Origin of the sequence: Protofrankia coriariae, from assembly GCF_001017755.1 — a bacterium.
Taxonomy (GTDB): Bacteria; Actinomycetota; Actinomycetes; order Frankiales; family Frankiaceae; genus Protofrankia; species Protofrankia coriariae.
The window spans coordinates 39,271-46,496 of sequence record NZ_JWIO01000036.1 but is presented as its reverse complement, the minus strand read 5'-3'; the positions used below and the strand labels follow the sequence as shown (position 1 = coordinate 46,496).

Annotated in this window: 7 protein-coding genes; 2 read left to right on the top strand and 5 right to left on the bottom strand. The window is 70.7% G+C overall.

Features of this window, described 5'->3' with window-relative positions:
* Window positions 1-161: 161 nt before the first annotated feature.
* Window positions 162-911 (top strand): GNAT family N-acetyltransferase, encoded by a 750-nt coding sequence (locus tag FrCorBMG51_RS31730; RefSeq protein WP_235433722.1) that lies wholly within the window; start codon window positions 162-164, stop codon window positions 909-911.
* Between the two features lie 10 nt (window positions 912-921).
* On the opposite strand, the gene FrCorBMG51_RS18915 is transcribed toward FrCorBMG51_RS31730, so the two are convergent.
* The 5 genes from FrCorBMG51_RS18915 to FrCorBMG51_RS18895 form a co-directional block, all read right to left on the bottom strand.
* Entirely contained in the window at window positions 922-1,878 is a 957-nt protein-coding gene (locus tag FrCorBMG51_RS18915; protein WP_235433721.1) for a helicase-associated domain-containing protein, read from the bottom strand.
* 685 nt (window positions 1,879-2,563) lie between these two features.
* Window positions 2,564-2,821, bottom strand: coding sequence for a Txe/YoeB family addiction module toxin (locus tag FrCorBMG51_RS18910; protein ID WP_047224385.1), 258 nt, complete (start codon window positions 2,819-2,821; stop codon window positions 2,564-2,566).
* Window positions 2,822-2,956: 135 nt separating this feature from the next.
* Window positions 2,957-3,889 (bottom strand): DUF4231 domain-containing protein, encoded by a 933-nt coding sequence (locus FrCorBMG51_RS18905; protein ID WP_047224384.1) that lies wholly within the window; start codon window positions 3,887-3,889, stop codon window positions 2,957-2,959.
* A 63-nt stretch (window positions 3,890-3,952) separates the two neighbouring features.
* Window positions 3,953-5,908, bottom strand: a complete 1,956-nt coding sequence (locus FrCorBMG51_RS18900) for an MFS transporter (protein ID WP_047224383.1) — start codon at window positions 5,906-5,908, stop codon at window positions 3,953-3,955.
* On the bottom strand, window positions 5,905-6,342 hold the full coding sequence (locus tag FrCorBMG51_RS18895) for a MarR family winged helix-turn-helix transcriptional regulator (RefSeq protein ID WP_047224382.1): 438 nt from the start codon (window positions 6,340-6,342) through the stop codon (window positions 5,905-5,907). Before FrCorBMG51_RS18895 ends, FrCorBMG51_RS18900 begins: the two co-directional genes overlap by 4 nt.
* 167 nt (window positions 6,343-6,509) lie before the next feature.
* On the opposite strand from FrCorBMG51_RS18895, the gene FrCorBMG51_RS18890 reads away from it, so the two are divergent.
* The coding region (locus tag FrCorBMG51_RS18890; protein WP_162233248.1) for a hypothetical protein at window positions 6,510-7,226 on the top strand (717 nt) is incomplete at its 3' end.

Here is a 7,226-nt window from a genome sequence, read left to right as displayed (position 1 = left end):
TTCCCCGGTTTCCCCGGCTTCCTCGATTTCCCGGGAATCCCTGCCCTTCCCGGAGCCTTCTCCCCTGGATCGTCCGCTGGCTTCTTCGGACACCGCTGACCCGCCTTCCGCACCATGCACCATGCACCGAATCACGGCCACGCCGGGCGCCGTTCCGGATCATGGTCGGATCACGGCGGGGAGATGCCACCCGCGCCGGCAGCCGGCCCATCAACTACACGGCGCACGCATACGGCGCCGGACTTTATCCCAGCGCCACCGCCATCCCCGCACCGGTCGCGGCACCGGTCGCGGCACCGGTCGTGGCACCGGTTCCCGCACCCGGAGGGCATGACTCCGCCCGCGCAGGGATCTTCCACGGTGGTGACAATGAATCCGTGCGCATCCGACCGGTCCGGTTCGAGGAACTGTCAGTGCTCCAGGACATCGAGCGTGCCGCTGGCCGGTGGTTCCGCGACATCGGCATGCCCGAGATCGCCGATGACGAGCCGCTCACCGTCGACGAACTCGCGCTCTATCAGCGGGCCGGCCATGCCTGGGGTACCGCAGACGGGACCGGCCGTCTGGTCGCCTACCTGATCACGGACCTCGTCGACGGCAACATGCACATCGAGCAGGTATCGGTGCGGCCGGACAGCGCCCGCCGCGGGGNNNNCAGCGCCCGCCGCGGGGTGGGGCGGGCACTGATCGAACACATCGCTGATCACGCAGCTGCCGAGGCCATACCAGCGCTGACCCTCACCACATTCGTGCACGTACCGTGGAATGCCCCCTACTATGCGCGATGCGGGTTCCGCTGCCTCACCGAGGCCGAGCTGACACCAGGGCTGCGGGAGATCCGCAACCGGGAGACCGAGCACGGCCTGGGCCGATGGCCACGGGTGGCCATGCGTCTCGGGGTGGGACGGTAGGCGTCGGCGGCTACTCCGTGGGGCCGGTGGGGATGACGTAGCCCAGTTTCCGGAGAGCGGTGCGGAAATCGGCCTCGTGCTGGACCGGTACGGCGATATGGCGATCCCCCACCGACTGGCAGAATCGGCGGAGCCTGCGGTCGGCGGTGATGAGAGCGGCCACCGCCGGGTCGGTGCATTCGACCACCCGCGCGAGCCCGAGGTCACGCAACTGGCCGACCCGGGCCGTGGCATCCTCGAAAAGCCTGGTCACGGTGGCCGGTACGGCATGGTCGGCGTGGTCGTCGAGAAAGCGCCGCAGTTCCTCCAGTGGGCGGCCGGCGTCGACCGCGGCCAGCAACGACGTGAGGTTCAGCGACCAGACACGGTCGGATGAACGCTGCCCGTAGGCGTCCAGGAGAAGCTCGTCGGCGGGCTTCACCGCACCGGTTGCCACGATATCCAGATTCGGCAGGACCTTGAGCTCCGGGCCTGCTCCGCCGCCGCTTTCCGGCTCCGGCTCGTACTGTTCGGCCAGTCCGAGGACGTATGCGCCGAGCGTGTTCAGCCGGACGGCGTACAGGCCGTCATAGCGGCTGAGATAACCCAGGCCGTCGGCGCCCCAGTTCGCGTGGAAGTCGTCGCGGGCATCGACCGGATCGCCGTATTCGAGGTCGAACAGGCCGAGCGCCCCCGCGTACTCGAACAGCAGGCACAGGGTGTATCGGCCCTCCAGCAGCGGCCAGTCGTGGAAGCCGTCGTATCCCAGGCTGCCGTACTGCGGATCCTCGAGGTACAGCTTCCAGGTGTCACGCGCCACCGTGAACGAGGAGCCGTCGCGCCGCATCCGGGTGAACAACTCGTCCACCGCGATCCACTCCCCGGGCGGACAGATCGCGAGCGCCGCGGTGACGGCCCTGCGCCGCGGGCCGGCCGCGGTCAGGGCCCGGGCCGACCGCTGGCCCTTGATTGCTTCGATCCGGCTCATCTCGTCGATCACGGCATGGCCGGCCCAGCGCCGCCAGAGATGACGGATCGTTTCCGCCGCGGGCCTGGCCAGCGCGCCGCGACCCCGAGCGGTCAGCTGCAGCCGCCCGCCGACGACCTCGGCCAGGCCACCGGCCTGCAGCAGCAGCGGCCACGCGAACGCGGCGATCGGCTCCTCCCGGTAGAAGTCACCGCCGGTGAGGACGCCGGCGACGGTGGCGACGGTCGCGGCTGCCGGNGGTCGCGGCTGCCGGCCGCTGCGTCTTCTCGCTGCACCGCAGCCTGCCGGCCGCGCACAGCCGCAGGACGGTGAGCACGTCGGCAGTCGCCTCCCTCGCCCTCGGGCGAACGGTCGGCCCGCCCGTTCCCGACGAACCGTCCGTCGGCGCGTTCACGTTCTGTACCACCGCCATACCCGCTGACTGTAGAACCGCGTCGGCAAGCAGACTCAGCCGGCACGGGAACCGGGATGTCGGCCGGTGGCCCGGGCGGCGCGGCCTTGTCGTGACACGGCGGCGGCCGGACGCGTCGTCGTGTCGGTGATGGCCCGGCTCACCCGGTCGTCCGGCACGCGACGGTCGTCCGCCAGCGCTTCCTTCGGCGCCTGACCACAACCGGACGCGCGCCTCCCCCACCGCGGCCATGCCGCCGGCCCGACAGCTCCGGCGCTTCACCCGTAGCGATGATTACTTATAGTGATAACAGCATTGGGCTATGCGAATCTCACCTTCACTGATCTTGTAGACGAGCCGGTGTTCGTCGTTGACACGTCGTGACCAGTAGCCCTGGAACCCGTGTCTCAGGGGCTCCGGCTTGCCGATGCCCTCGTTCCCGTTGCGGGCGATGTCCTGAATCAGGGCGTTGATCCGCCGCAGTAGCTTACGATCCTGGGCCTGCCACCACAGGTAGTCCTCCCAGGCGTTCTCATCCCAGACGATCTTCACTCGGCAAGGTCTCGTACCACGCCGCCACCGCTTTCGAGCCGGTCGATGGCCGTCAGTAGTCGACGGGCGTTCTCCGGGCTCCGAAGCAGGTATGCAGCGGTGACACCGGAGATCAGCGCCCTCGGTCCCAGCCGGTCAGGCGGGCTGTTCGGCCGGGCTGGCAGGTGGGGTGGGGACGTCGGCGTTCCAGCGGGCCGTCCACGTCTGGTTCTCGACGGCAATCGCATCTTCGCATTCGGTGACGAAGGCGGTGTCCAGCCGGGTCCGTTCGGCGGCGGAGACGGTGGCCGGGGCGGGCAGCCGCCACCGGTCGCGCAGAAAGCGCAGCCGGCGGGCGGTCTGTTTGTAGGCGCGGGCGTCGTCCTCGTACCGCGAAGCGGCCGCGTACGAGCCCACCGACGCCCCCACCATGGTGATCGCCGGCGCCCAGGCGGTGACCGCCGCCCCGCCCGTGGCCGCCTCCAGCGCGCCGAGCACCGCCGCGGCGAGGCTCGCGACCAGCCCGGCCCACTGGAACTGGGTGGTGCGCCGTTCGGCGACGGCGGCCTGCGACTCGTAGTAGCCGATCTGGTCGTCGACCCGGTGGGTCACGTAGGAGGCGATGTCGCCCGCCCGCGGCCACCGCTGGGGTGACGACAGGTCGCCGGCCGGCACCGCGGGCGGGAGGACGTCGGCGGCCTGCTGGATCGCCTCGCAGCGCTCCAGCAGCTGGCGGCTCCGTTCGGCCGGCGAGCCATGGTAGGAGCCGACACCGGCCAGGTAGGTGTAGATCTCGGCCTTCACCGCTTCGGACACCGAACGTAACTGCGTCCAGGTCCTGATGTGGTTGGGGCCGGTGAAGAAACCGGCCACGATCGGCGCGCTGGCCAGGGCGGCGGCGGCCAGCGCGGCCAGTACCCGGCCCGCGCTCCCGTCGGCCTGCGCGGCGGCGGTCACCAGGACTGTCCCGGCCACGCCCAGCCCGAGGGTGGCCCGTCGGCCCCGGCGAATCCGCTGTTTCGCCTTCTCCGCGGCCACGGACCACTGCCAGTGGGCCACGATGACGCTGTCAACCCCCGCTGTGTTCATGACGGTGATTGTCGCGGTACGCGTCCGGGCACAGCGGGCTGCCCGGGCGGTGACCCGCTGAGGTCAGCCGCCGTCCGCGCCAGGCCCGCACTCCCCGGGGACCGGCGAAGCCGGCCGGGTCGGTGGAGCCGACCGAGCCGACGATTTCGACGAAGCCTGCGATTTCGACGAAGCCGAGGACGTCGACGGCGCCGACGGCACGCCGACCGGCAGCCCCCCGCCTGCCGCTGACGCCCCGCTCGGTGACGGCTCGGTGGAGGGCAGCGGTATCTGCCCGGCAGGCACCGGCTGAGGGGGACGACCCCCGCGCAGCAACGACGCGCACGCGGCGAGCAGCGCCAGGACCGCGGCCGTCACGAACACCACCACGAGACCACGGTGGAAGGGCTCCGATATCAGGTTCGGGAAGAACTCCCTGCCGGTGAGGGTCTGCTGGTGCTCGGGCGAGAGCGTGGACAGCCCGCCGGTGGACGTCAGCAGGTGCTCGATCGGGTTGGCACCGAGAACGGTCGCGAACAACGACGACACGGGCGGTAGGTCGGCGATCCCACGTGCGGTGTCGGGCGGCACGCCCTGCTGTTGCAGGCCGCTGGTCAGCGCCTCCGGAAGGCTGCTCGCCAATCCGACGATCATGAGTGAGAAGAACACCCCGATCGACAACGTCGTGCCGGCGTTCTGGAAGGTCGAGCGCATCCCCGAGGCGGCACCGCGCTGGCTCGCGGGCACGCTGCCCATGATGGACGACGAGTTGGGAGCGCTGAACATGCCGCCGCCGACCCCGTTCGCGGCGATCAGCAGCGCGAAGGCCCAGTAGGGGAAGTCCACGGGCAGCAGCGTCAGGCCGACGAAGCTGCTGGCGAACACCAGCATCCCGGCGCTGGCGAGGCCGCGGGCGCCGACCCGGTCGGAGAGGAACCCGGACACCGGGCCCGCGACGATGACGCCGACGGTCAGCGGAAGCAGGTAGATCCCGGCCCAGAAGGGCGTGTCGTGGTAGTCGAAGCCGTGCAGCGGCAGCCAGATCCCCTGCAACCAGATGATCAGCATGAACTGCAGCCCGCCGCGGGCGACGGAGACGGCGAGACCCGCCATGCTGCCCGCGATGAAGGCCCGGACCCGGAACAGGGCGAGCTCGAACATCGGCTCGGCGGCCCGGCGCTCGATGACGACGAACGCCACGAGCAGCAGGACACCACTGGTGATCATGGCGATGACCGTGGGGTTCAGCCAGCCCATGGTGTGGTCCCGATACGGCTGGATGCCCTTGGTGATGGCGACCAGGATCATACCCAGGCCCACCGCGAACGTGATGTTGCCCCACCAGTCGAGACGCCCACCTTCCCCCCGATGGCCGGTCTCCCGAAGCTTGCGGTACGCCCACAGCGTCCCGAAGACGCCGACCGGCACGTTGACCCAGAACACCGCCCGCCAGTCCAGGGCCGCCAGCACACCTCCCGCGACCAGGCCGACGAACTGGCCGGCCAGGAAGGCGACCTGGTTGATGCCCAGCGCGAAACCACGCCGGTCGACGGGGAACGCGTCGGTGAGGATCGCGGCCGAGTTCGCCATCAGCATGGACCCGCCGACCGCCTGCAGCATCCGCCAGCCGATCAGCCACAGCGCCCCGTGGCCGCCGTCGAAGGGATCGAACGACAGCAGGATGGAGGCGATGGTGAACACCACGAAACCGGCGTTGTAGATCCTGATCCGGCCGAACATGTCACCGAGGCGGCCGAGGGTGACGACGAGCACGGCCTGGACGAGGCTGTACCCCATGATCATCCACAGCAGGTAGCCGACGTTGCCCAGCGCCAGCGGATCCAGGTTGATGCCACGGAAGATCGACGGCATGGCGATGATGACAATGGATCCGTCGAGCCCCGCCATGAACATGGCAGCGGTCGTGTTCGCCAGGGCCACCCACCTGTAACGGTCGTCCCCGCCGTGGCCGGCCGGCCCCACCGCCTGCCCGACAGACGGCCGCCCGCCGCCGCGCCGTGGCCCGCTCGCCGGCGTCATATGCTCTGCGCCAGTCGCTCCAGCAACGGCGCCGCCGCCATCAGCTGTTCGAGTTCCGCGGGCGTGAAGCCGCTCGACAGCGCCTTCGCCAACTGTTCGGTGCGCGCGTTGCGCCTGTCGCGCAGCGCCTGTAGGCCGGCTTCGGTCGCCGATAAGATCACCCGCCTGCCGTCCCGTGGGTCGGGACTGCGCTCGACAAGACCGCGGGCCTCGAGCGCGCCCAGCGTCGCCCCCATCGACTGCGGGCTGATCTGTTCGATCTTGGCGAGCGCGGCCGCCGTGGTCGGGCCACCGCGCTCGAGGCGCACCAGCGCCGAGGACTCGGGCATTGTCAGCTCGCCCGTGGGCTGCGCCTGGCGCAGCCGCCGCAGCAGCAGCCCGATGCTCAGCCGAAGCGTGGCCGCAACCTGATCGATATCCAACTCCCCGGTCATTCAATCAGCCTAGGCTTATAAGTGTAAACTTGCAAATTTTCCAGCCGTGTAGACGACACCCTCGCCGCCGTCGGGTCTGGGACGGCTCGTCGGTCAGGCTGCGACGATGGGGCATATGGGGGGAGCAGATCCGGGCGCTGGTCCGCCGGGTCCTGACGGATCGTGCGTTGACGGTGCCCGACGCCGGTGCGCGGGCGATGGTCCTGACCGCTGCCGCGGCCCGCCGGGGTGCTCCTTCCCCGGAACTCGCCGCCGCCGCCGGGCTGCTGGCCCAGGTCCGGGTGGCGGCGGGCACGCTCGATGTCGTCGCCGAGGTCATCGACCTGTACGGCCGGTATGACTCCCTGGATGCCGCCGCCGGGCTCGCCAGGTCCACACCGGCCGGGCCGGTCGCGGAGATCGCCGACACACTGCCGTCCAGCAAGGTGGTGGAATGGCCGCTGGAGATCTCGACCCAGGAGATCGCCGCCGCCGCGGCGGTCCGGGCGGTGGGCGCGGCGGCGATGGTGCTGGTCGCGGTACGCGCCGGGCGCGGGCGAGCCGCTCGTAAATGGTTACGGGTCGCCGAGGGATTCGTGGCGGGAGCGGAGCGGTTGTCGCCGGGCGCCACCGGCGTGCCCGCGGCGGTGGCGCGGTACCTGTGGGCGGCGCGGGCCGCGCTCGACCCGAAAACGCACCCCGACGACGCGGGCCTGGCCGCCTCGGTCGCCTGGTACCTGTGGGACCGCGGCCACCGTCCGGCGGCCGTCCGATATGCCCGCGAAGTACTCGACCATCTCGCCGGCCCGCTCGACATGCTGGTCGGTGGACGCGACGACGGACGGATCATCTTCGACGCGGAGGAGTTCCTGCACGACGCGCAGGCGGACGACGCCGCCCGCGCC